General features: G+C 72.5%; 19 protein-coding genes. 8 read left to right on the forward strand and 11 right to left on the reverse strand.

Annotation, left to right across the window (positions count from 1 at the left end; all coding sequences use genetic code 11):
• Position 1: 1 nt before the first annotated feature.
• The gene (locus tag KF840_08160; GenBank protein MBX3024870.1) at positions 2–1,231 is read right to left on the reverse strand and encodes an acyl-CoA dehydrogenase family protein; all 1,230 of its coding nucleotides are present in this window, start codon (positions 1,229–1,231) and stop codon (positions 2–4) included.
• A gap of 254 nt (positions 1,232–1,485) precedes the next feature.
• Between KF840_08160 and KF840_08165 the strand changes: the two genes are divergently transcribed.
• Both KF840_08165 and ftsH read left to right on the forward strand, forming a co-directional pair.
• A complete protein-coding gene (locus KF840_08165) occupies positions 1,486–3,324 on the forward strand; it encodes a glycoside hydrolase family 127 protein (protein MBX3024871.1) in 1,839 nt (612 codons plus the stop codon).
• A 93-nt stretch (positions 3,325–3,417) separates the two neighbouring features.
• Positions 3,418–5,424 carry an ATP-dependent zinc metalloprotease FtsH gene (ftsH, locus tag KF840_08170; GenBank protein MBX3024872.1) on the forward strand — a complete coding sequence of 669 codons (2,007 nt, stop codon included), beginning with the start codon at positions 3,418–3,420 and terminating at the stop codon, positions 5,422–5,424.
• Here ftsH and KF840_08175 read toward each other — a convergent pair.
• A complete protein-coding gene (locus tag KF840_08175) occupies positions 5,421–6,056 on the reverse strand; it encodes a YqgE/AlgH family protein (protein ID MBX3024873.1) in 636 nt (211 codons plus the stop codon). The two genes, ftsH and KF840_08175, sit on opposite strands and share 4 nt — an antisense overlap.
• Before the next feature lie 134 nt (positions 6,057–6,190).
• Between KF840_08175 and KF840_08180 the strand changes: the two genes are divergently transcribed.
• Positions 6,191–7,609, forward strand: a complete 1,419-nt coding sequence (locus KF840_08180; GenBank protein ID MBX3024874.1) for a 3-oxoacid CoA-transferase subunit A — start codon at positions 6,191–6,193, stop codon at positions 7,607–7,609.
• A gap of 45 nt (positions 7,610–7,654) precedes the next feature.
• Here KF840_08180 and KF840_08185 read toward each other — a convergent pair whose 3' ends face one another.
• Positions 7,655–9,625, reverse strand: a complete 1,971-nt coding sequence (locus tag KF840_08185; protein MBX3024875.1) for a DUF2207 domain-containing protein — start codon at positions 9,623–9,625, stop codon at positions 7,655–7,657.
• Positions 9,622–10,161, reverse strand: coding sequence for a LemA family protein (locus tag KF840_08190; protein ID MBX3024876.1), 540 nt, complete (start codon positions 10,159–10,161; stop codon positions 9,622–9,624). Before KF840_08190 ends, KF840_08185 begins: the two co-directional genes overlap by 4 nt.
• 160 nt (positions 10,162–10,321) lie before the next feature.
• Here KF840_08190 and KF840_08195 point away from each other — a divergent pair, with 160 nt between their 5' ends.
• Positions 10,322–10,774, forward strand: a complete 453-nt coding sequence (locus KF840_08195; protein MBX3024877.1) for a hypothetical protein — start codon at positions 10,322–10,324, stop codon at positions 10,772–10,774.
• On the opposite strand, the gene KF840_08200 is transcribed toward KF840_08195, so the two are convergent.
• Together KF840_08200 and KF840_08205 are read right to left on the reverse strand one after the other, a co-directional pair.
• Positions 10,750–11,850: an NYN domain-containing protein gene (locus tag KF840_08200; protein MBX3024878.1), complete on the reverse strand. Its 1,101-nt coding sequence runs from the start codon at positions 11,848–11,850 to the stop codon at positions 10,750–10,752. The two genes, KF840_08195 and KF840_08200, sit on opposite strands and share 25 nt — an antisense overlap.
• Positions 11,851–12,128: 278 nt before the next feature.
• Positions 12,129–12,779 carry a TetR/AcrR family transcriptional regulator gene (locus KF840_08205; protein ID MBX3024879.1) on the reverse strand — a complete coding sequence of 217 codons (651 nt, stop codon included), beginning with the start codon at positions 12,777–12,779 and terminating at the stop codon, positions 12,129–12,131.
• 79 nt (positions 12,780–12,858) lie between these two features.
• On the opposite strand from KF840_08205, the gene KF840_08210 reads away from it, so the two are divergent.
• Genes KF840_08210 through KF840_08220 form a run of 3 tightly spaced genes read left to right on the forward strand, consistent with a single transcriptional unit; the run spans position 12,859 to position 16,236 of the window.
• Entirely contained in the window at positions 12,859–13,788 is a 930-nt protein-coding gene (locus KF840_08210; GenBank protein ID MBX3024880.1) for a VOC family protein, read from the forward strand.
• A 2-nt stretch (positions 13,789–13,790) separates the two neighbouring features.
• Positions 13,791–15,446, forward strand: coding sequence for an FAD-dependent monooxygenase (locus KF840_08215; GenBank protein ID MBX3024881.1), 1,656 nt, complete (start codon positions 13,791–13,793; stop codon positions 15,444–15,446).
• A gap of 10 nt (positions 15,447–15,456) precedes the next feature.
• Entirely contained in the window at positions 15,457–16,236 is a 780-nt protein-coding gene (locus KF840_08220; GenBank protein MBX3024882.1) for an SDR family oxidoreductase, read from the forward strand.
• Between the two features lie 48 nt (positions 16,237–16,284).
• Here the strand turns inward: KF840_08220 and KF840_08225 are convergent, their stop codons facing one another.
• Positions 16,285–17,514: an aminotransferase class I/II-fold pyridoxal phosphate-dependent enzyme gene (locus KF840_08225; protein ID MBX3024883.1), complete on the reverse strand. Its 1,230-nt coding sequence runs from the start codon at positions 17,512–17,514 to the stop codon at positions 16,285–16,287.
• Between the two features lie 212 nt (positions 17,515–17,726).
• On the opposite strand from KF840_08225, the gene KF840_08230 reads away from it, so the two are divergent.
• Positions 17,727–18,053, forward strand: coding sequence for a hypothetical protein (locus KF840_08230; protein MBX3024884.1), 327 nt, complete (start codon positions 17,727–17,729; stop codon positions 18,051–18,053).
• A gap of 287 nt (positions 18,054–18,340) precedes the next feature.
• On the opposite strand, the gene KF840_08235 is transcribed toward KF840_08230, so the two are convergent.
• The 4 genes from KF840_08235 to KF840_08250 all read right to left on the reverse strand — a co-directional run bounded on the left by KF840_08235 (position 18,341) and on the right by KF840_08250 (position 22,211).
• The gene (locus KF840_08235; protein ID MBX3024885.1) at positions 18,341–19,549 is read right to left on the reverse strand and encodes an amidohydrolase family protein; all 1,209 of its coding nucleotides are present in this window, start codon (positions 19,547–19,549) and stop codon (positions 18,341–18,343) included.
• Between the two features lie 32 nt (positions 19,550–19,581).
• Complete coding sequence (locus KF840_08240; GenBank protein ID MBX3024886.1) at positions 19,582–20,013, reverse strand: OB-fold domain-containing protein; 432 nt, start codon at positions 20,011–20,013, stop codon at positions 19,582–19,584.
• Positions 20,013–21,218: a thiolase family protein gene (locus KF840_08245; protein ID MBX3024887.1), complete on the reverse strand. Its 1,206-nt coding sequence runs from the start codon at positions 21,216–21,218 to the stop codon at positions 20,013–20,015. Before KF840_08245 ends, KF840_08240 begins: the two co-directional genes overlap by 1 nt.
• A 159-nt stretch (positions 21,219–21,377) precedes the next feature.
• On the reverse strand, positions 21,378–22,211 hold the full coding sequence (locus KF840_08250) for an EamA family transporter (protein ID MBX3024888.1): 834 nt from the start codon (positions 22,209–22,211) through the stop codon (positions 21,378–21,380).
• Between the last annotated feature and the right edge of the window lie 25 nt (positions 22,212–22,236).

The raw sequence follows: 22,236 nt of genomic DNA on the forward strand, positions 1-22,236 counted from the left end.
CCTAGGCGGCCGCGAGCAGGCCGCGGGCGATGGCCGAGACCTGGATCTCGTCGGTGCCGGCGTAGATCTGCAGCACCTTGGCGTCGCGGCAGAGCTGCTCGACGCGGTACTCGGCCATGTAGCCGTTGCCGCCGAAGAGCTGCACCGCCTCCAGGCACACCGCCATGCACGCCTGCGCGGTGTAGAGCTTGGTCGCCGACGCTTCCGCGAAGCTCATGCTCTTGCCCTGCTGCGCCATCTCCACCTGGCGGAAGACGATGTTCTGGATGTTCATCCGCGCCACTTCCATCTGCGCCAGCTTGAGCTGGATGAGCTGGAACTCGCCGATCGGCTTGCCGAAGGCGACGCGGGTGCGGGCGTAGTTGACGCACAGCGACAGGCACTCCTCGACGATGCCGAGCGCCATCGCGGCGACGCCGCTGCGCTCCATCGAGAAGGTGTCCTTCGCGCCGGAGCGCGCCGGGATGTCCTCGGTCTCGCCGATCAGGCGGTCCCTGCCGACGCGCACGTCCTCGAGGAACAGCTCGCCGGTGGGCGACGAGTGCATGCCCATCTTGCGCAGCGGCTTCGACTGCGCGAGGCCGGGCATGCCCTTGTCGAGGATGAAGCTGAGGATCTTGCGATCGCGCGCCGCGGTGGCGTCCCCCTCGTCCAGCTTGCAGATGAAGACGATGGTGTCGGCGTACGGGCCGTTGGTGATGAAGGTCTTGTTGCCGTTGAGCAGGTAGCCGCCGTTGCCATCGCGGCGCGCCGTCGCCTTCATGCCGCCGAAGGCGTCGGAGCCGGAATCGGGCTCGGTGATCGCCCACGAGCCGATCGTCTCCATCGTCATCAGCGGCAACGCCCACCGCTCCTTCTGGGCGATCGTCCCCTTCGACATGATCGCCGCCGCGGTCAGGCCGACGCTGACCCCCATGGCGGTCACCATGCCGGGACAACAGCGGCACAGCTCGATGATCGGGATCAGGGTCATGCCGACGTCGGTGCCGCCGCTCTCGCCCTTCTCCTTCACCGGCTTCCCCTCGGCCTTCGCCCGGTCGCGGGCGAGCTGACTGGCGAAGCGCTGGCGCGCCACCTCGTCGATGCCGAAGGTCCGCATCATCTTGCGCAGGATGTCGTAGGGCGGCAGATCGCCGTGCTCGAGCTCCTCGAGGCGCGGTTTGATTTCCGCCTCGACGAACTTGCGCACCATGTCCTGGATCATCAGATGCTGCTCGCTCCACTCGATCATGTCGGGAACTCCTTGCGGGGCGCGCCGCGCCCGAGGGGATCATCCTGCATAGCCAAGCCGTTCCGGGTGGAAAAGCCCCCCGGACGCTTGCGCGGCGCGCGCCGCCGCGGGCATGAGCACGTAGCAGCGCAGGGCGCGCCCGGGGCGGCGCGCGCCGCACGCCAATGACCACGACGAACGCGGAGGCTCCGATGTCGATGATCGTGCCGAGGCGCGCCGGCGCCGCCGTGGTTTCGGTGTAGTGGATGCCGGCCGTGCAGGCAGCGCGGTTCACCCTGCTTCCACCGCCGGCGATCCGCGCCGGCGGCTGGGTGCGCGAGCAACTGCGGTTGGCGGCGGCGGGGCTGACCGGGCGCATGATGGAGGTCTGGCCGGACGTCGGGCCGAACAGCGGCTGGTTGGGTGGGGACGGCGAGAGCTGGGAGCGCGGGCCCTACTACGCGCGCGGCCTGGTGGCGCTGGCGCATGCGCTCGGCGATCCCGATCTGATCGCGCGCGCCGCGCCATGGCTCGAGTGGACGCTGGCGAGCCAGCGCGCCGACGGCTGGTTCGGGCCCGCCGGCAACGACGACTGGTGGGCGCGGATGCCGATGCTCGACGCCCTGCGCTGGCATGCCGAGGCGACCGGCGATCCGCGCGTCGCGCCGTTCCTCGACCGCTACCTGCGCCACCAGCTCGCGCATCTGCCGGAGCGGCCGCTGCAGCTCTGGGGCAAGCCGCGCGGCGGCGACAACCTGGATGCGGCGCTCTGGCTGTACGACCGCGGGGGCGCGCCCTGGCTGCTCGAGCTGGCGGCGCTGCTGCACGCCCAGACCAGCGACTGGATCGGCGAGCTCGGCGGCGACGGCCCGCCGTCGGAGGAGTTCGACTTCGGGCACGGCGTGAACCGCGCCATGGGGTTCAAGGAGCCGGCGCTGTGGTGGCGCTGCTCGGGCGATCCCCGTCATCTCGCCGCGGTGCGCCACGGCTGGGAGCGCGTCATGGCGTGCCACGGCCAGGTGCAGGGGCTGTATTCGGGCGACGAATTCCTGCACGGGCGCGGGGCGACGCAGGGCACCGAGCTCTGCACCATCGTCGAGCTGCTCGCCAGCCTCGAGCGCGTGCTGGTCGTCGGCGGCGAGGCGTGGGCGGCCGACGCGATCGAGCGCGTGGCGCTCAACGCGCTGCCGTCGATCCTCGCCGCCGACCACTGCTCGCACCAGTACTTCCAGCTCGCCAACCAGATCGAGTGCACGCCCGGCAATCGCAACTTCTGGGTGCCGCACGACACCGACCTGCTGTTCGGCACCGCCACCGGGTACGGCTGCTGCGCCGCGAACCTGCACATGGGATGGCCGCGGCTGGTGCAGCACCTGTGGCTGCGCCGCGGCGACGAGCTGTGCGCGCCGCTGTTCGCGCCGTCGACCGTGACGACGTCGATCGCGGGCGTGCCGGTGACGATCGAGGAGGACACGGCGTACCCGTTCGACGAGGCGATCGCCTTTCGCGTGCGCTGCGCCGGCCCAGTGCGCTTCGCCGTGTCGCTGCGCGTGCCGGCGTGGGCGGGCGCCGCGGAGGTCGAGGCTCCGGGCGCGGCGGGGCAGCGCATCGAGCGCGCCGGCTGGTGGCGGGTCGAGCGCGAGTGGCGCGACGGCGATCGCCTGCACCTGCGGCTGCCGATGCCGCTGCGCGTCTCGCGCTGGGATCGCGGCGCGGTCGCCGTCGAGCGCGGGCCGCTGGTGTTCGCCGTCCGCGTCGGCGAGGCGTGGCGGGCGGTCGCCGGGACGCCGCCGTTCGCCGACTACGAGGTGCGGCCGACGACGCCGTGGAACTACGCGCTGGCGCTCGACCCCGCCGCACCCGCCAAGGCGATCCGCGTCGAGCACCGCGCCGGCGCCGCCCAGCCGTGGTCGCCGGAGGGCACGCCGATCGTGTTGCGCGCCCGTGCCCGACGCGTGCCGTCGTGGGTCGCGGCGGACGGCGTCGCCGGTCCGGTGCCGCAGCCGCCGCTGTCCGATCTGGGGCCCGAGGAAGTCATCGAGCTGATCCCCTTCGGCGCCGCCCGGCTGCGGATCAGTCAGTGTCCGCTCGCCGCGGCCGCGGAGCCGGCGTGAGCCCGGGCCGCCGCGGTCGTCGGGTGGTTCCGCGCCGGTGACGCCGCGCGGCGAATCGACCTCTCGCCTGCGGCGTGCTTGAATTCGCCCGTCATGCAGCAGCACACGAAATTCTCGCTCTGGTACACGGTCGCGGTGGTCGGCGCGATGCTGTTGCTGAACGCGCTGCTCTTCTCCGGGCCGGCGGTGCCGCGGATTCCGTACAGCGAGTTCCTGTCGCGCGTGACGACCGGCAAGGTCGAGCGGGTGGTGATCACCACCGACACCATCTACGGCATCGACCGGGATCCCAACGCGCCGGCGCCGGCGAAGCCGGTCCCGGCGACCATCGAGCCGCCGGCGAAGGAGACGCCGTGGCGGGTGCCGCTCGACCGCTTCTGGCGCTGGGTCACCGGCATGCGGCAGCAGGCCCGCGAGGCCGAGGCGCGGCTGCGCTCGGAGCGGGCGCGCAGCTTCACCGTGGTGCCGCTCCCGGATCCGAAGCTGATCGAGACGCTGCAGCAGCACGGCGTCGACTTCCGCGGCGAGATCGACACCCACTGGGTGAGCAACTTCCTCCTCAACTGGATCCTGCCCTTCGGTGTCATGTTCGCCATCTGGGGGTACCTGATGCGGCGCATGGGCGGCGGCGGCCGCGGCGTGCTCAGCATCGGGCAGAGCAAGGCGAAGGTGTACCAGGTCGATCCGGCGACCCGCGCCACCTTCGCCGACGTCGCCGGCGTCGACGAGGCGGTCGAGGAGACCAAGGAGGTCGTCGCCTTTCTCAAGGATCCCAACAAGTACACCCGGCTCGGCGCCAAGCTGCCGAAGGGGGTGCTCCTGGTCGGCCCGCCGGGCACCGGCAAGACGCTGCTGGCGCGCGCCGTCGCCGGCGAGGCCGGGGTCCCGTTCTTCAGCCTCAACGGCTCGGAGTTCGTCGAGATGTTCGTCGGCGTCGGCGCCTCGCGGGTGCGCGACCTCTTCGCCGCCGCCAAGGCGAAAGCGCCGTGCATCGTGTTCATCGACGAGCTCGACGCCGTCGGCAAGCGGCGCGACGCGCCCGGGCTGACGGTCGGCGGCGGCTACGACGAGCGCGAGAACACCCTCAACCAGCTCCTGGTCGAGATGGACGGCTTCGACGCCAGCCAGGGGGTGGTGCTGATGGCGGCGACCAACCGGCCGGAGGTGCTCGATCCGGCGCTGCGCCGCCCCGGGCGCTTCGACCGCGAGATCCTCGTCGACCGTCCGACCAAGGCGGGGCGCCGGGCCATCCTCGCCGTGCACGCGCGCAAGCTGACGCTCGGGCCGGAGGTCGATCTCGACGCCATCGCCGCCCAGACCACCGGCTTCGTCGGCGCCGACCTCGCCAACCTCTGCAACGAGGCGGCGCTGATCGCCTCGCGCCGCGGCCGCGACGCGGTGCAGATGGCGGACTTCCAGGACGCCTTCGAGCGCGTCCTCGGCGGGGTGGAGAAGAAGGGGACGGTGCTCAATCCGCACGAGCGCCGCGTCGTCGCCTTCCACGAGTCCGGCCACACGCTGGTCGGCTACTTCACCCCCGGCGCCGACCCGGTGCAGAAGGTGTCGATCGTCCCGCGCGGCCGCGGCGCCCTCGGCTACACGCTGCAGGCGCCGCTCGAGGACCGCTTCCTGCTCTCCGAGCGGGAGCTGCGCGGCCGGCTGCGCACGCTGCTCGGCGGCCGCGCCGCCGAGGAGATCGTGTTCGGCGAGATCTCCACCGGTGCCGCCGACGACCTCGAGAAGGCGAGCCGGTTGGTGCGCCAGATGCTCACCGTCTACGGCATGAGCGAGCGGCTGCCGAACCTGTCATTGGCGGAGAACGTCCAGGGGAGCTTCCTGGGCCAGGTGTCGCGCGACCAGCCGCACTCGGCCGAGATCGAACGGGAACTCGGCGACGAGACCATGGAGCTGCTGCGCGAGGCCTACGCGGACGCGAAGGCGCTGCTGGTCGAGCGGCGCCCGCAGCTCGAGGCGCTCGCGACCCGGTTGCTGGCGCAGGAGAAGGTGGACGAGAAGGACCTGCTGGAGATCCTCGGTCCGCGCCAGGTCGCTGCCGGCCCGCCAGGGGCGCCGGCCGCTGCGGCCGCGCGCGGCGACTAGTGCAGCGACGCCCAGTCGCCGGAGTAGCGCTCGATCAGGGTGTTCCAGAGCGCCGCCGGGCGTTCGGCGAAGACGGCGTTGCTGTCGGCCGGACCGATGAACCAGTCGCCGCGCGTCACTTCCCGGTCGAGCTGCCCGGGGCCCCAGCCGGTATAGCCGGCATAGGCGCGGATCGCGTCGCCGCGCGCCATGCTCTTGCGCAGGGCGTCGAGGCTGCCGCTGGCGAACACGCGGTCGAAGACGCGCAGCGACTGCGGCGGCTGCTGGCGCGTGCGCACCAGCAGCAGCATGCGGTCGCGCGCCACCGGCCCGCCCAGGTAGATGACGTCGTCGCGGCGCCGCAGCTCGCCGATCTCGGGCAGCGCCTCGACCAGGGCGACGTCGGTCGGCCGGTTCACCACCACGCCGAGCGCGCCGTCGCGATCGTAGTCGACGAGCAGGATCACGGTCTCGGCGAAATTCGGATCCTGCAGGGTGCGGCTGGCGACCAGGAACTTGCCCTTCGCGAGCCGCGCCGCCGCGCCGCCCGGCGCGCCGACGCGATACGGGCGCGCGGCGGGCGTTCCGTCGTCGCGCGCCTGCGCCGCGCCGGCCACCAGCAGGGTGGCGGCGATGAGCGCAGCGGACGTCACTGCCGGCGTAGACTGGCGAGGGTGACGCGTCATGGAGCTCATCGCTGCGTCGGAGTCTATCAGCGCAGCGCGTCATTGACGAGCCCCGTTCTCTCCGATTGCACCGTCGTCGAAGCGCGTGGCAGGGAGACGGGATGCCGACCAAGCAGATCTGCGCCTCCGCGCTCGAGGCCGTCGCCGACATTCCGGACGGCGCGTCGATCCTCATCCAGTCCTTCGGGCCGCCGCAGGCGTGGCCGACCGATCTCCTGCTGGCGCTGCGCGAGCGCGGTGTCACCGGCCTGACGGTGATCTGCAACTCGCCCGCCGGCGGGCCGACGTCGCTGCAGATCCTCGCCGACAAGGCGCAGATCCGGAAGCTGATCTGCACCTACGCGGTGCTGCCGTCGGTGCCGACGCCGATCGGCGACATGGTGAAAGGCGGTCAGATCGAGGTCGAGCTGGTGCCGCAGGGCACCCTGGTCGAGCGGGTGCGCGCCGGCGGCGCCGGCCTGGCCGCCTTCTACACCCCGACCGGGGTGGGCACCGCCGTGGCCGAGGGCAAGGAGGAGCGGGTGTTCGGCGGCAAGCGCCACATCCTCGAGACCGCCATTCGCGCCGACTATGCCTTCCTTCAGGGATACCAGGCGGACACCGCCGGCAACCTGACCTATCGGCGCGGGGCGCGGAACTTCGGCCCGGCGTTCGCCACCGCGGCGAACTGCACGATCGCCGAGGTGCGGGAGATCGTGGAGGTCGGCCGCCTCGATCCCGAGGCGGTGGTGACGCCCGGCATCTTCGTCGACCGCCTGGTGCGGACGACGCAGCATTTCGATCCCGGCGTCATCCGCCAGATCACGATGATGGCCGGGCGCACCCGCGCCATGGAAGGCCGCGAGATCGAGGGCAGCGCGGCGCTGGCGCTGCCGCCCGACCTGATGGCGATGCGGGTGGCGGCGCTGCTCCGCGACGGCGAGTACGTGAACCTCGGGATCGGCCTGCCGACCCTGGTCTCGAACTACATCGAGGGCCGCGGCGTCACCCTGCACTCCGAGAACGGCATCCTCGGCTACGGCGCCTTCCCGCCCGAGGGCGAAGAGGACCTCGATCTCTACAACGCCAGCGGCCAACTGGTGACGCCGCTGCCGGAGACCAGCTACTTCGACTCGTCGACCTCGTTCGCCATGGCGCGCACCGGGCGGGTTTCGACCATCGTCCTCGGCGCCTTCCAGGTGGCGCCCAATGGCGACCTCGCGAACTGGAACATCCCGGCCACCGGCGCCGGCGGCATCGGCGGCGCCATGGACCTCGCCGCCGGCGGCGGCCGGATCATCGCCATGTGCTATCAGCGCGAGAAGAACGGCGCCTCGAAGCTCGTGCCGCGGCTGACCTACCCGCCGACGGCGCTCGCCTGCGTCCGCCACGTGGTGACCGACCTCGCCTACTTCGACATCGACGGCGAGGGCTTCCTGCTGCGCGAGATCGCGCCGGGACTGGGACTCGACGACATCCGCAGCGCCACCGCCGCCCCCTTCCGCGTCGCCAGCGACGTCAGGGACATGCAATTCGCCTAGCCCGGACTGGACGAAGCGTCCCGCGCCGGCCTGCCCGCCAGCCGCTCACCAGCCGCCGCCGCCTCCTCCGCCACCGCCGCCACCCGACGAGCCGCCGCCGCCGCTGCCGCTGCTCGATCCGGGCGCGACCGACGACGAGGCGACGGCACTGGCCAGCGACGAGCCGATCATCGACGAGAACCCGCCCGCGCTCATCTGATTCCACGGGCGGCCACCGTACCAGGCCGGTCCCGCTCCCTCGTGCCCGGCCGCCGCGGCGGCCGCCAGCACGTCGGCGAAGCGCGCGCTCCAGGCGTGCTCGACGCCGAGGGCGATGGCGAAGGGCAGCATGGCCTCGAAGCGCGCCGGCGTCTTCGGCGGCGCCTGCCGCAGCGCGTCGCCCTCGGCCGTCGTCAGGTACATCCGGAAGCCCTCGATCTGGTCCATGACCCGGCGCCCGGCACTGGTCGGCTGCTTGAGCAGGTAGGCGAACAGCCAGTTCACGGTCGCCAGCAGGAGCAAGAGCGGAATCGCCCAGAACGAGGTCGTCTGCCCGAGGGCGAACAGCCCGAACAGCTCGCCGGCGAAGAACGGCAGCGAGAAGGCGGTGAACAGGAGCGCGAGCGCGACCGCCAGGACGCGCGATCCCGCGCCGACGCCGGGTCGCACCGCGTCGCGCCAGCCGCGGCGGACGTTCTCCAGCAGCGTGAGGCAGGCGTAGGTCCAGAACCCGAGCCACACCATGATGAACGCCATGACGATGCTGCCGGCGCGCGCGCCGTACCAGCCGAGCGCGAGGAGCGCGCCGACGGACAGCACCACACCGGGCCACAGCCAGCGCTGGTTGGCGCGGAACATCGCGCCCTCGTATTCGGCGGCGAGGGCGCGGCGCAGCGCTTCGATCGCCGCCCGCACCCGGCCGTGGTTCTTCTGGTCCAGCGCGAGCGCCTCGCGGCCGCCCAGCAGGGCGCTGTTGAGCAGGCGCTCGGATACCGACAGCGGCTGCTGGCGGCCGTCGCGCCGGCTCAGCGTGAAGGCGCCGTCTTTCTCCTCGATGCCGAGCCAGCCTTTGACGCCGAGACTGACCAGCGCGGCGGTGAAACAGCGCTCGTCGTAGCGCATCGCTTCGACGTAGCGGACGCCGGGGGCGTCGAGCCCGAGCGGCGGCTCGAACAGCGGAATGATGGTGCCGCGCGTCGGATCGCGGCCGACCGCGATCCACGCCGCCAGGTAGTAGAGCAGCACCACCGCCAGGCCGGCGGCGCCGGCGACGAGGTGCCGGTTGCTGCGCATCCAGGCGGCGCGCCGCTCGTCGGCCGTCGGCTCGTGGACGTAGCCCTTGGGGAAGCCGGCGACGATCGTCAGCCCCTCGTAGGCGTCGAGCGGCCGCGTCGTCGCGAACGTCAGCGCGCCGTCGCGCGGATCGCGCGCCGTGGTCAGCGCCCGTTCGGTCGAGCCGCTGACGCCGGTGTAGCCCTCGCCGGTGACGCGATCGCGCGGCACCTCGGGCGGCAGGGTGACCCGCGCCGTCGCGCGCTCGATCGGGAACGCCCAGCCGTTGCCGGTGACGTTCCAGTACAGCTCGTCGTGATCGGCGAAGAAGCCGAGCTGCTCCGCGGTGCGGTAGGTGATGCGATAGACGTGCGGGCCGGGCGGGATCTCGACGTCCTCCCGCCCGATGTAGATCCGCACCCCGTTGTCGCGCGCCTCGGTGTGATACGGCTCGTCCCGGCCGTCGCGCTCGATCCGCAGGACGCTGAAGGGCACCTCGACGCGGGTCCCGAGCGGTCCGTCGTAGGTGGTGGGGAAGTCGCGGTAGATGCCGCGTTTGATGTGATCGCCGGCGGCGACCACGGCGATGGTCTCGGTCACCGTGAGCGCGCCGGCGCGATCGACCGCGATGTCGCTGCGATAGTCGGTGATGCGCTCCCCGCCCTCCTGCGCGCCCGCCGGCCCGCCGCCGAGCAGGACCAGCAGCAGCGCCAGGAGCCATCGCCAGGCCGCCGGCGGCCGCCGGACGCGGCGGCGCAGGCTCACGGGCGCACCTCGGGCACCGCCCGCTCGACGGCGCTCTCGACCTGGAAGAATTCCTCCAGCGGGAAGCCGCAGGCGCGTGCCATCAGGTTCGAGGGAAACGACTCGACGGCGGTGTTGTAGTCGCGCACCGTGCCGTTGTAGTAGCGCCGCGCCATCTGCAACTGGTTCTCCACCTCGCTCAGGCGCTGCTGCAACGCCAGGAAGCTCTCGCCGGCGCGCAACTGTGGATAGGCCTCGGCGACCGCCAGCAGGCCGCGCATCTGCGAGGTCAGCGCGTTCTCGCCGTCCTGCAGGGCGCGCGACGCGCGGGTGCCGCGCAGACGGGTCACGTCCTCCAGCACCCCGCGCTCGAACTGCGCGTGCCCGCGCACCATCTCGACGAGCGCCGGGACCAGGTCGTGGCGCCGCGTGAGCTGCACGTCGATGCCGCTCCACGCCTCGCGTACCAGGTTGCGCCGCCGCACCAGCCGGTTGAAGGCGAGCGCGACCGCGAGGAGGAGGAGCAGCGGCGCGCCGAGCGCCACGATGGCGATCATGGTGGGAGGGCACGCTAACGGACCCGCGCCGCGAACGGAATCGGGCGATGCGCGCGCGCGGGCCGGAGGTCGGCGGGCCGCGTGTCAATCAACCGTCACGCGCCGATCACGCGGCCCTAACCTGCGCCCGCTAGGTTGCGCGCCTTGCCTGGGGGAGACGATGACCGGTGACAGTTTCGACGCCCGCACCCATCGCGCCGTCGACGGCGAGATGGCGGCGCTGCTCGGCATCGGCGGCGGCGAGCAGCGCGGTCTGCCGCTGTTCGGCGTGCGCGGGCTGATGCTGGCGATGCTCGAGGACGCGGTGCGCAGCTATCTCGGCGCGGAGCGGCGCGGGCGCGAGGAGGCCCAGGCCTGGATCGACAGCCGGCAGCCGCGTTGGGTGTTCTCGTTCGCGACCATCTGCGAGACGCTGGGCCTCGAGCCGTCGGCGGTACGCCTGGCGCTGCGCCACATGCGCGAGCGCCCGGAGGGCCGTCGCCGTCTCCTGGTCGCCAAGAGCCGTCCGAACGCCCGTCAGGCCAACCTGCGGATCACGCTGCCGCGCGTCCGCCGGCGCCGCGGCAGCCCCGCTCCCCCGCCGCTCGCCTACTCGGCCGACGGCTCGGAGTAGGCCGCGGCGGCGAAGGACGCCGTCTCGGCGGTCACCGCCTCGTCGGCATCGCCGCCGCCGGGCGCCTTGCGTGATCGGCGGCGGCGCTTCGGCGGCGCCTCGGCCGCTTCCGCTGGCGCCGCGGCCACCTCGGCGGCCGGCGCCGGAACCTCGGGCGGGGTCGCCGTGGCTGCCAGTCGCGCCCGCCCGTGCGAATCGAGCTCGATGTCCTTGAGCATGCGCAGGCGGGTGACCAGGCGTGGCGATCCCGGCGGCCGCGCGAAGCCCTCGGCCTTCAGCGCTTTCTCGAGGACGTCGAGATTGATCCAGCGGTGCGGATCGCTGCCGCTCAGCCGGCCGATCACCGAGAGGATCTGATCGCGCGTCGCGCCGTGCGCCTCGGCATCGTGCAGCGGCGCGTGCGAAGGATGCGCCGGGTGGGCGGGAGGAGCCGAATGGGCCGTCGCCCGGTGCGCGGGCTTCGGCGGCGCTGCCCGCGGCGCGGGATGGGTCGGCGGCGGCGCGCTCTCCCGCGCCTGCTCGTGGCCCACCGGCGTCGCGCCGGCGCCGCGGCCGCGGCGCCGCCGGCCGCCGCGCGAGCGCCGGCGCCGCTTCGGCTCCTCCTCGTCCTCGACGGGGGCGGGGACCGCGGCGGCGGCGCCGCGTTTGTGGAGCAGCCGGCGGAAGGTGACGCCGCGGGCCGAGGCGGCGTCGCCGACGGCGTCGAAGGCGCGGTCGTTGGAGACGATCTCGAGCACGTCGCCGGGCTGCGCGCTCCCGAGCCAGCAGCCGGCGGCGACGGCGATCCACAGGTCGCTCCAGTCCTTGACGCCGGTCGCCGGCGCGCTGTGCACCAGTTGCGCGCCGGTGGCGGCGAGTCGGCGGGCGAGCCGCTGGCCGATGGCGCGCCAGTTGCCGACGGCGGCGACCTCGGTGGGTTGCGCGGCGTGATCGAGGTGCAGCGCCTCCAAGACCTCGAACAGATCCTCTTCGCTGCTGGTATTCTCGACGTCGACGAAGACGCAGCGGCGCGGGATGTGATTCGCCGCCGCGCGCATCGCCGGTCGTCTGGTGACCACGGCGACGTTCGGGCTCAACTTCCCGGTCGTCTTGCCGGCAGGCCGGCGCGTTGCCTTCGCGACGGCCCGCGTCTTCGCCGGCGCCTTCTTGGCGGCAGCCTTGCGAGCGGTTGATGGGGTGCGCGCGGCGGGGCCCGCCTTGGCGCGACGGGTGGGGGTCTTCTTGGTGGCCACGTGCGCTTACTGCCAGGGTCGCCGGCCAGCCGTCAAAGGCTCGCTCATCTCATTCTGGCCGGGGCGCGCCGGCGGCGAGGATCGGGTGCCCGCCCGCGATGTCGCCGCCCTGCCACTCCAGCTCAGCGCCGCGGCGACCGGCGCGCCGCGCCGGCCGGCAACAGGAGGCGGAGGATGGCGTCCGCGTGCGCCTCGGCGAAGGCCGGGTCGGTGGCGTCGATGCCGGCGATGCGACGGCATTCCGGGCCCTGGCTGAAGATCAATCCGGCGGCGCCGAGGACGATGTAGTAGAGGTGGACCGGCGCCAGCGGCGGCAGGACGCCGCGCGCCTGGGCGCGCTCGATGCGTCCGCGGATCGCTTCCCAGAGCGGCCGCACGTAGGTGTCGGCCAACCAGCGCATGCGCGGGCCGTCGCGTTTGCCTTCGTCGTTCATCAACTGCATGAACGCCGGCCGGCGGGCGACGAAGCGGACGAAGTGGCGGACGATGCGCTCGAGCTCGGCGACATCGTCGTCGCCCCCGTCCGTGGCGAGCACCGCGCCCAACTCGGCGGCCAGCTCGGCGAACGCGCTGTCGACCGCGGCCTGCCAGAGCTGCTCCTTGTCGGTGAAGTAGTAGGTGAGCAGCCCGAGGTTGGCCTCGGCGCGCTCGGCGATCTCGCGCACCCGCGCGCCGTCGAAGCCGCGCTCGGCGAAGACGTCGAGCGCCGCCGCCAGGATGCGCTCGCGAGTGGTCGCCTCCGCCTCGATGGGCGGGCGCGTCGGTCCCGGCATGACCAGGCTTTTAGTCTATTGACTAAACCGCGCAAGTGGGGTTATACAGACGACTAATCGCGCCTCGGGAGCCCCCGTCATGATCAAGGTGATCGATCTCGCCCATGTCCGCCTGCGCGCTCCGGATCTCGACCGCGCCGAAGCCTTCCTGACGGACTTCGGCCTGGTGCGGTCGGCGCGCACGGCGACGGCGCTGTACATGCGCGGCACCGACCCGCGCCATCACGTGCACATCACCGAGCTCGGCGATCCGGCCTTCGTCGGCGTCGGGTTGCAGGCGGCGAGCGCGGCGGATCTCGACGTCATCGCGCGCGCGCCGGGCGCCGGCGCGGTCGAGGACATCGACGAACCGGGCGGCGGCCGCCGGGTCCGCCTCACCGATCCCAACGGCATCGCCATCGAGGTGGTGCACGGCATCGCCGCCGTGCCGCCGCTGCCGCTGCCGGCGCCGCGCCAGCTCAACAGCGGCGCCGAGCGGCGCCGTCTCGGCGCGCCGCAGCGCGTCGAGCGCGGCCCGGCGCGCGTCAAGCGGCTCGGCCACTTCGTGCTGTTGGTCAGGGACTTCCGCGAGAGCGAGCGCTTCTACCACTCGCACTTCGGCTTCAGGAACTCGGACGAGATCTACCTCGGCGACCGCGACCAGGTGCTCGCCGCGTTCATGCGCCTGGACCGCGGCGACGAGTACACGGACCACCACAGCTTCCTCGCGGTCGGCGCCGGCACGGTGGAGCTGAACCACGTCTCCTTCGAGGTGCAGGACCTCGACGACCTGATGACCGGCCACGAGCACCTCGCGGGGCGAGGCTACGAGCACCGTTGGGGCGTCGGCCGGCACGTGCTCGGGAGCCAGATCTACGACTACTGGCGCGATCCGTGGGGTCGCGTTCACGAGCTCTGGACCGACGGCGACCTGTTCAACGGCCGCACGCCGACCGGCGCCGTGGCGGCGGAGCTCGACGGCCCGGCGTCGCACTGGGGGCCGCCGGCGCCGGGGCCGTTCGGAGCCTGAGCATGCGCCGCATCGAGGTGCCGGTCCTCATCGTCGGCGGCGGGCCGGTCGGGCTCGCCGCCGGCATCCTGCTCGCCCGACTGGGCATCGACAGCCGCATCGTCGAGCGCCGCCCCGGCCCGCAGCCGGCGCCGGCGGCGCACGCCGTCAACGCCCGCACCTTCGAGATCTGCCGCCAAGCCGGCGTCGACATGGCCGCCCTCGCCACCGCCAGCCGGCCGCCGTCGGATGCTGGCTGGGCGCGCTGGACCACCACCCTCGCCGGCGAGGAGCTCGGCGCCCTGCCCTACGAGCGGCAGGGCGACGACGTCCTGGCGGTGACGCCGACGCCGCTGCGCAACCTCTCGCAGCATCGCTTCGAGCCGATCCTCGTCGACACCCTGCGCAGCCTGCCCGCGGCGGCGCTGCGTTGGCAGCACGAGTGGCGGTCGGCGGAGCAGGACGGCGACGGCATCACCTCGCTGATCGCCGCCGACGGCGGCGCGTACGAAGTGCGCAGCCGCTGGCTGCTGGCGGCGGACGGCGCCGGCAGCCGGGTGCGCAAGTGGCTCGGCATCGAGCCCATCGGACCGGCGCGCCTGCAGAGCTTCATCATGATCCACTTCGAGGCCAACCTGCGGCCGCTGGTCGGCGGGCGCCCCGGAGTCCTGTACTGGCTGACCGACGTCGAGGGCGGCGTCGCCTTCGTGGCGCACGACATCGACTCGACCTGGGTCTACATGCACGCCTGGGATCCCGACCGCGAGCGCATCCAGGACTATGACGAGGCGCGCTGCGCGGCGCTGGTGCGGCGGGCGATGGGAACCGACGCGCATCCGTTCGCCATCCGCACCATCAGCCCGTGGACGATGACGGCGCAGGTCGCCGAGCGCTACCGCGACGGGCGCGCCTTTCTGATCGGCGACGCGGCGCATCGCTTCCCGCCCACCGGCGGCATGGGCCTGAACACCGGCGTGCAGGACGCCCACAACCTGGCGTGGAAACTGGGCGCCGTCGAGCGCCGCTGGGCCGATCCGTCGCTGCTCGACACCTACGAGCAGGAACGCCGGCCGGTGGCGCAACGCAATGCCGACGTCAGCATCGCCAACGCATTGCGCCTGTTCGAGGTCTATGAAGCGCTCGGCGGCATGGGCGACGCGGCGGCGGCACGGCGGGCGGAGGTGCTGGCGGATCCCGTTGCCCGTGCGGGCGTCGCGGCGGCGATCGCCAACCAGGCGGAGCACTTCGACATGCTCGGCCTGCAACTCGGCTTCACCTACGCGACGGGCGCCCTGATCGGCGACGGCAGCGCCGCGCCGGCGCTCGAGAATCCGGTGCGCGAGCTCGTGCCCAACGCCCGCCCCGGGGCGCGTCTGCCGCACGCGTGGGTCGGCAGCCGCTCGACCCTCGATCTGATCCCCTACGATCGCTTCACCCTGATCACCGGCAGCGCCGGCGACGCCTGGGCGGCCGCGGCGGCGACGATCGAGGGAATACCGCTCGGCCACGTCGCGCTCGGCCGCGATGCCAACCGGGGTTGGGCAGAGCAGCTCGGCATCGGAACCGACGGGGCGCTGTTGGTGCGACCGGATCAGCATGTCGCCTGGCGCTCGCCCGGCGCCGCGCCCGATCCGGCGGCGATCCTGGGTGACGTGCTGGCCCGTATCACCGGCCACTGAAGGAGGGGAGATGGATCTCGGACTGAGCGGCCGCACGGCGATCGTCTGCGCATCGAGCCGCGGCCTGGGCAGGGCCTGCGCCCGCGCCCTCGCCGGCGAGGGCGTGGACGTGGTGATCAACGGCCGCGACCCCGATCGACTGGCCGCGACGGCGGAGGAGATTCGTGCCGCCAGCGGGGTGTCCGTGACGGCGGTCGCGGCCGACGTCGCCACCGAGGAGGGGCGCGCGGCGCTCCTCGCCGCCTGTCCCGCGCCCGACATCCTGGTGAACAACAACGGCGGTCCCGCGCCGGGGCGGTTCGAGGACTGGGATCATGCCACGTGGCTGGCGGCGCTGGAGTCGAACCTGCTCGCGCCGGTCATGATGATCCGCGGCGTCATCGCCGGCATGCGGGCGCGTCGCTTCGGGCGCATCGTCAACATCACCTCGGCGATGGTGAAGGCGCCGCACCCGTTGATGGGCCTGTCGACGGCGGCGCGCAGCGCCCTGACCGCGGTGTGCAAGGGGCTGTCGCGCGAAGTCGCCGCCGACAACGTGACCATCAACAACCTGCTGCCGGAGCGCATCGACACCGATCGCCAACGCTTCATGGCCGAGCTGCGCTCGGCCATGGGCGGGATCACGATCGAGGAGGCCTACGCCGAGATGGCCGCCAGCATCGCCGCCGGCCGCCTCGGCACGCCGGAGGAATTCGGCGCCGCCTGCGCCTTTCTGTGCAGCGCCCAGGCCGGCTACGTGTCGGGTCAGAACCTGCAACTCGACGGCGGCACCTACCCGGGATTGCTGTAGGGCGTCGCGTCTCGTCGCGGGCGGCGCGCCGTGCTGGCGGGTCGTCCGCTACGCCATCTCCGCCAGCAGCGCGTCCATGCGCGCGAAGACGGTCGTGATCGTCTCCTCGTCGGGCAGGAGGGTGACGCGGAAGTGGTCGGTGTAGTCGACGTTGAACGACGAGCCCGGCACGACCAGGACGTGCTTCTCCTCGAGCAGGCGCATGGCGAAGTCGGCGTCGTTGAACGCCGGCAGCACGTCGGTGCGGGCGCGGACGAAGGCATAGAGCGCGCCGCGCGGCGGCGTCAGGGCGAGGAAGGGCGAGCGGGCGACGGCGTCGATGATCGCCTGCCGCTGGCGGCCGAGGCGGCCGGTCGGCGCGGTGAGCTCGTAGATGCTCTGCACGCCGCCGAGCGCGGTCTGCACCGCCCACTGTCCCGGGACGCTGGCGCACAATCGGAGCGACGCCAGCATCTCGAGGCAGTTGAGATAGTCCGCCGCGTGATCGCGGCGGCCGCTGAAGAACACCCAGCCGGTGCGGAAGCCGCAGGCGCGGTAGACCTTCGACAGTCCGCCGAAGGTGGCGCACAACGTGTCCTGGCAGAGCGTCGCCACCGGCGTGTGGACGGCGCCGTCGTAGAGGACCCGGTCGTAGATCTCGTCCGAGAACAACGCGATGCGCCGTGTCTCGGCGACCCGCACCAGGCCCTCGACCACCGCGCGGGGATAGACGGCGCCGGTCGGATTGTTGGGGTTGATCAGTACCAGCGCCTTGCAGCGCGGGGTGATGAGGGCAGCCACGTCCTCGGGATCGGGGACGAAGCCCGCCTCGGGCCGACAGGGGTAGTAGACCGGCTTGCCGCCGGCGATGACCACGGCGGCGGTCCACAGCGGATAGTCGGGCGCCGGCAGCAGCACCTCGTCGCCGGGCTCGAGCAGCGCCTCCATGGTCATGAGGATCAGCTCGGAGACGCCGTTGCCCATGAACACGTCCTCGGCGGTGACGCCGGGGATGCCCTTGTTCTGGGTGTCCATCACCACCGCCTCGCGGGCGGGGAAGATGCCCTTCTGGTGACAGTAGCCCTCGGCCTGCGGCAGGTTCTCGAGCAGCGCCAGGCGCAGCGTCTCGGGCGGCCGGAACCCGTACGCGGCGGGATTGCCGATGTTGAGCTTGATGACCTCGTAGCCCATCCGCTCCAGCTCCTGGGCGCGCCGCGCCAGCGGTCCGCGGATCTCGTAGCGGACGTGCGCCAGGTGGCGGGCGGGCATCAGGTGGGGGAGTGGTTGGGCGCTGGACATACGGTCGCTTATCGATTGCCGGCTACGACGGCGCAAGCCGGGAGGATGGGGTGCGTTTCCTCTTCCGTGGGCGACCGGGCGCCGGCACTCCGCATGCGGTCCGGCATGCCGCGGGTCGCGACGCGAAATCGCGGTAGAGAAGCGCGATCGATCTGTTACAACGACCGGTGTCCGGCGTGCTGCGCTCATCGGTGCCGGGCGAGGAGTGGCGCATGAAACGGCTGCAGCGGTTGGCGATGGCATCGGTACTGGTCCTGCTGATGACCGGCGGTGCGTACGCCCAGGGACAGGACTTCGAGCCGGTGCGCGAGCCGCAGCCGCGCGTCGGTCTGAGCGCGATGGTGATCAACGCCTTCTTCGTGCCACTGCGCTTTCCGGTGACGGTCGCCGGCGCGGCGCTGGCGGGCGCGACCGGCTGGCTCACCGCCGGCAACCGGCATGCCGCCGACGACATCTTCGGCCTGGTCGACGGCACGCAGGTCATCACCACCGACATCATCGAGAAGCGCCAGCGCTTCACCTGGAGCGCCTACGACTGAGGGCGCGCCGCGCTCCCACGCGGCAGCCGCCGTTGCGACCGGCGCCCGGATGCGCGCGCCTGCCTAGTGCACCGTCGTCGAGATGGGCTCACGCATCTTGCCGGCCCTCGACGTCCCTCGCAGCGTCACGCCTCCTTGGAATATTCCCGATATTCCTGCGTCGGCGTTCCTCGCGAGGACCGCCGATGACCGGCAACCTGCTCAACCCTGTCTCAACGACGGTGCACTAGGCCGTTCCGTTGCTCGCGCGCCGGGCCGCGCTCCCGCGCGGCCCGCCAGCGCTGCCTTCACGTCCGGCGCGCCTGTATGCCTGCGGGGCTCGGCGCTGGAAGCCGATCCGGAATGTGATCGAGGTGATAGAGGGCGCGGCAGTTGTCGAGCAGGAACTTCTTCACCTCGGCGCGCGGCAGGCCGCGGAAGAGGCGGCCGATGGTGACGCGATTGTTCGGCCAGTCGCTGCCGGTGTGCGGGTAGTCCGTGGACCACATCAGGTGCTCGATGTTGAGGTGGTGCCGCAGCTCGAGGCCGATGGTGTCGATCATGAACGTCGCCCAGAAGTTGGTGTGGAACGTGCGGCTCGGCATCGTGCTCATGACCTCGGCGGCGCCGGTGTACCAGCGGTAGCGGAGGAACATGTCGTCGACTTGCTCCATCGCCGTCGGGATCCAGCCGATGTTGCCCTCGACGATGACGAAGCGCAGGCGGGGGAACCTCTGGCAGGCGCCGGAGAAGAGGACGCGGAGCGCTGCTTCCATGGAATCCGCGCCCGCCTTCGAGGCGCCGGCGTGGGCGAGGAAGGCGAGGGTGCCGAACGACACCGTCGGTTGCAGGCCGGTGTCGGTGAAACTGCCGATGTGGATGCCGAGCGGGAACGCCGCCTCCTCGGCGACGGCCCAGAAGCGATCGTCGTCGCCAGTCGGTTCGTAGGTGCCGTTGGGGAAGGCGGCGAGAAGGGCGCCGCGATGCCCGTGCGCCATCGCCCACTGCAGCTCGGCGATGGCATCGTCGATGCCGGTGGTGGGGATGATCGCCTGTGGGATCAGACGGCCGCCGGACGGGCCGCAGAGCTCGAGGATCCACTCGTTGTAGGCGCGCACGCAGGCGCACTGCAGCTCGCGATCCTCGCTGTAGGTGCGGGCGCCGGCGAGGGTGATGCTCGGATAGAGGATCTGGGCGTGGATGCCGTCGGCGTCGAGATCGGCGAGGCGGGCGGCGGTGTCGAAGCTGCCCGGGCGGATGGTGTCGTAGCGCATGCCCGAGGGACGGAACTGCAGGTAGCTCAGCCCGGCGGTGGCGGTGAGCCCGAGCGGGCGCAGCTTCTTGCCATCGTCGAACGACCAGACATCGCCCTCGTCGGTGTGCAGCACCTTGGGGGCGCGGGGGCGCAGGCGGGCGGGAACGCGTTGCTGCCAGAGATCGGGCGGTTCGTTGACGTGCGCGTCGGCGTCGACGATCGGGTAGTCGATGCTGGCGACCTCGGCGAACGGCTCGGACATGGCGGCCTCCAGTGGCACGGCGCGGGATTGCGTCATCGGGTCGGCGTGAACAGCGGCGCCATCACCGTGCGCTCCACGCCCGGATAGCGCAACGGTCGGAACACGGCGTGCACCGGCTGGTCGCAGCGCAGCGACTCCGGGGCGCAGTCGACGATGTAGCTGACGATGTGGACGGCGGGATCCTCGACCAGCGCCACCAGGCCGGTGACGAAGGGCAGGCGGTCGGCGACCTGCGGGATCCAGGCGTGACGCACCACCGACCAGGAGAAGAGGTGGCCGCGGCCGCTGACGTCGTGCCAGGTCATCGTCGCGCCGCCGCACCAGCGGCACGGCGGCTCGGGATACCACACCCCGCGTCCGCACCGATCGCAGCGCGGGATGCGCAGCGCGCCGCGCGCCGCGCCGGCCCACAGCTCGCGGGTCGGCGGCCAGTCGACGTCGGGCAGCGGAAAGTCGGGGTGCATCACTGCCTGGCCAGGATCAGCGTGCTGGCCTGGGGGCCGGTATAGCCGCCGTAGACGCCGATGCGCGCTCCGCGCACCTGCGCCGCCGCCTCGCCGCGCAGTTGGCGCACGATCTCGACCACGTGGGCGATGCCGAGCACGTAGGCGTGCGAGAGCAGCCCGCCGTGGGTGTTGTAGGGCAGCGAGCCGGTGTCGAAGCTCAGGCGCTCGCCGGCGACGAACGGTCCGCCCTCGCCCTTGGGGCAGAAGCCCATGTCCTCGATCTGCATCAGGGAAACGATGGTGAACGGGTCGTAGCAGGCGAGCACGTCGACGTCGCCCGGCGCGACGCCCGCCATCGCGAAGGCCCCCGGCGCCGCGAACACCTGCGGCGTCGACGTGAACGCCTCCTGCTGCGACCAGTAGGCGCCGGTGCGCGAGTTGCCGACGCCGACGCCGAGCACGGCGATGATCGGCTGCCGCAGATCGCGTGCCCGCTCGAGCGAGGTCATGAGATAGGCGGCGCCGCCGTCGGAGATCAGGCAGCAGTCCTCCTTGCGGAAGGGATCGGCGATCAACGGGCTGGCGAGGTAGTCGGCGAGGGTGAGCGGCCGGTCGCGCATCACCGCGCTCGGGGTGTGCTGCGCGTGGCGGCGGCAGGCGACGGCGATGGCGCCGAGCTGCTCCGGCGTGGTGCCGAACTCGTGCATGTGGCGGCGCGCGATGGTGGCGAAGTAGACCGGCTGCGGGAACCAGCCGAACGGGATCTCGAGGTTCCGCTTGAACAGCTCCTCGGCGTGGACCTGGCCGGGGCCGCCCACCATCTGCGCCCGCTGCGTCGCCCAGGCGACGGAGAACGTGTTGAGCACGCAGGTCGCGCGGCCGTCGCGGATGGCCAGCGCGGCGTCGTAGGGCGCCGAACCCGCCCACACCATGCCGCCGCCGCGGTCCGACTCCCACATCGCGTGCGTGGTGCCGAAGTGGGCGCGGAAGTCGCCGGCCGTGAGCTGGTCGCCGGAGAACGGCACGTACATGATGCCGTCGACGTCGGCCGCCGTCAGGCCGGCGTCGGCGAGCGCGCGCTCGGTGGCCTGGGCCGCGATCTCGGTGGTCGTGCGACCCGAGGCGCGGGTGTAGTCGGCGTCGCCGATGCCGACGATGGCGACGGCGCCGGCGACGTCGTCCAGTGCGCTGGCGAATCCCCAGTCGGCGGTGGCGGACGGCATCGGACGTGCCGTTAGCAGCAGCGCGCGGTGCCGGGCAACGAACGCGGGCCACGAACGCGGGCGATGGCGCGGACGGATTCCTCGCCGCTGCCGCCGCGCGGATGAGGGCGCTTCTCATGCGCGCGGCGGCCGCCTCCCCGAGGCGACGGCGCCGATCGCTCAGCCGTTGAGGATGATCACGCCGGCGGCGACGACCGCCGCCGCGGCGATGCGGCGCGCGGCCCCGGGCTCGCCGAGCACCAGGGTGCCGATCAGCGCCGCGATGACGACGCTGGTCTCGCGCAGCGCCGAGACGTGCGCCATCGCGCCGCGGCTCAGGGCATAGATGACGATGCCGTAGCCCACCGTCGCCATCAGCCCGGCGACGACGCCGCGCGGCAGCACGGCGCGCACCGCGGGCCACACGGCGGGTCCGCGGCGGACCCGCGCCGCGGCGAGCAGCAGCGCCCCCTCCAGCATGTTCAGCCAGGCGATGTAGCTGAGGGCGCGCGGCGCCGCGCGCCCGCCGAGGCCGTCGAGCACGGTGTAGATGCCGATCATCGCCCCGGTGGCGGCGGCGAACCACAGGCCGCGCCGCTCGGCGCCGGCCTGCGCGCCGGCGACCAGGCTGGCGATGCCGATCGAGACCAGCGCGACGCCACCGACCTCCCGCGCGCCCAGTCGCTCGCCGGCGACCAGCGCGGCGCCGATCGCGACCAGCGGCGGCGCCAGCCCGCGCGCCAGCGGATAGACGCGGCTCAGGTCCCCGAAGCGATACGCGTTGACCAGGCAGAAGTAGTACGCGAGATGGGTCGCCACCGAGAGCAGCGCGAGGCCGAATCCCACCGCGCCGGGCAGCGGCATCAGCAGCGCCACCGGCGCGGAGAGCACCCCACCGGTGGCGCAGATGACCGCGACGCTGACCAGCCGGTCCTGTCCGACCTTGACGAACGAGTTCCACAGCGCGTGCAGCAGCGCCGAGAGCAGGACGGCGAGGACGAGGGTGGAGTCCAAGGCGTGGCGGAGAGTGAACGCCGGG

Source organism: bacterium, from assembly GCA_019637795.1.
Lineage (GTDB): Bacteria > Desulfobacterota > Binatia > HRBIN30 > CADEER01 > JAHBUY01.

What these genes read in the sequence shown, in the direction of transcription:
- KF840_08190 (MBX3024876.1), bottom strand. Translation starts at nt 10,161, where the DNA reads ATGATCGCCATCGTGGCGCTCGGCGCGCCGCTGCTCCTCCTCCTCGCG.
- ftsH (MBX3024872.1), top strand. Translation starts at nt 3,418, where the DNA reads ATGCAGCAGCACACGAAATTCTCGCTCTGGTACACGGTCGCGGTGGTC.
- KF840_08225 (MBX3024883.1), bottom strand. Translation starts at nt 17,514, where the DNA reads ATGTCCAGCGCCCAACCACTCCCCCACCTGATGCCCGCCCGCCACCTG.
- KF840_08230 (MBX3024884.1), top strand. Translation starts at nt 17,727, where the DNA reads ATGAAACGGCTGCAGCGGTTGGCGATGGCATCGGTACTGGTCCTGCTG.
- KF840_08195 (MBX3024877.1), top strand. Translation starts at nt 10,322, where the DNA reads ATGACCGGTGACAGTTTCGACGCCCGCACCCATCGCGCCGTCGACGGC.
- KF840_08240 (MBX3024886.1), bottom strand. Translation starts at nt 20,013, where the DNA reads ATGCACCCCGACTTTCCGCTGCCCGACGTCGACTGGCCGCCGACCCGC.
- KF840_08220 (MBX3024882.1), top strand. Translation starts at nt 15,457, where the DNA reads ATGGATCTCGGACTGAGCGGCCGCACGGCGATCGTCTGCGCATCGAGC.
- KF840_08210 (MBX3024880.1), top strand. Translation starts at nt 12,859, where the DNA reads ATGATCAAGGTGATCGATCTCGCCCATGTCCGCCTGCGCGCTCCGGAT.
- KF840_08215 (MBX3024881.1), top strand. Translation starts at nt 13,791, where the DNA reads ATGCGCCGCATCGAGGTGCCGGTCCTCATCGTCGGCGGCGGGCCGGTC.
- KF840_08160 (MBX3024870.1), bottom strand. Translation starts at nt 1,231, where the DNA reads ATGATCGAGTGGAGCGAGCAGCATCTGATGATCCAGGACATGGTGCGC.
- KF840_08180 (MBX3024874.1), top strand. Translation starts at nt 6,191, where the DNA reads ATGCCGACCAAGCAGATCTGCGCCTCCGCGCTCGAGGCCGTCGCCGAC.
- KF840_08205 (MBX3024879.1), bottom strand. Translation starts at nt 12,779, where the DNA reads ATGCCGGGACCGACGCGCCCGCCCATCGAGGCGGAGGCGACCACTCGC.
- KF840_08235 (MBX3024885.1), bottom strand. Translation starts at nt 19,549, where the DNA reads ATGTCCGAGCCGTTCGCCGAGGTCGCCAGCATCGACTACCCGATCGTC.
- KF840_08245 (MBX3024887.1), bottom strand. Translation starts at nt 21,218, where the DNA reads ATGCCGTCCGCCACCGCCGACTGGGGATTCGCCAGCGCACTGGACGAC.